At 66.3% G+C, this 721-nt stretch carries 1 protein-coding gene; it reads left to right on the forward strand.

Translation table 11 applies throughout. The features are described from left to right. On the forward strand, window positions 1-721 hold a 721-nt coding region (locus A5771_RS24690; protein ID WP_064856395.1), incomplete at both ends, for a PE-PPE domain-containing protein.

Raw genomic sequence — 721 nt, forward strand, 5'->3', positions numbered from 1 at the left:
ACCGCGATCTTCGTCGGCGGGACGATGTTGCCGACGCCCTCGGCGGCGTTCGCCCAAACCGCGGCCGACCTGTTCCTCAACCCGCTAGGCTTCGACGCCGGCGACGATCCGACGGTCTGCGTGATCGGTGCCGGCATCTGCGATTCCCCGCTGCAGGTGCTGACCACCCCGCAGCTGATCCTGCAGGGGCACAGCAGTTTCGTCGGCGCGGCCGAGATCGTGCGGGCGGTGCACGCCCAGCTCGACGCCAACCCGGGCGCCTACGATGCCGACAACCCGCTGTGGGTGTTCGGCTGGTCGCAGGGCGCCACGGCCGGTTCGATCGCCATGGCCCAGCTGGAACACGACGGCGTCGACCCGCAGTTGCTGCATTTCGTGTTCATCGGCAATCCGGTCGGTGCCGACACCGCGTCGGAGGGTATGGGCGGGGTTTCCTCCTCCGACTTCTTCGACACTGCTCTGCTGTCGGGTGTCCAGACCCCGAACAACTGGTTCGCGGTAACCGATTACACGATCCCCGGAGATCCGGTCACCGACCCCACGTCCACCTCTGAGCTCGGTTTGTTCTACGAGCACATGATGTATCTGGGGCTCACGCCCGATCAGGTGGCCAACCACCTGGCCACCACCGACGGCGCGATCACCGACATCGACATCTCCGGTGACTTCGACCAGTTCGGCGCCTGGATCAATGCGTGGAGCCACGGGCTGGTCGACAGCG

The organism is Mycolicibacter sinensis (genome assembly GCF_001667375.1).
GTDB classification, from domain to species: Bacteria; Actinomycetota; Actinomycetes; order Mycobacteriales; family Mycobacteriaceae; genus Mycobacterium; species Mycobacterium sinense_A.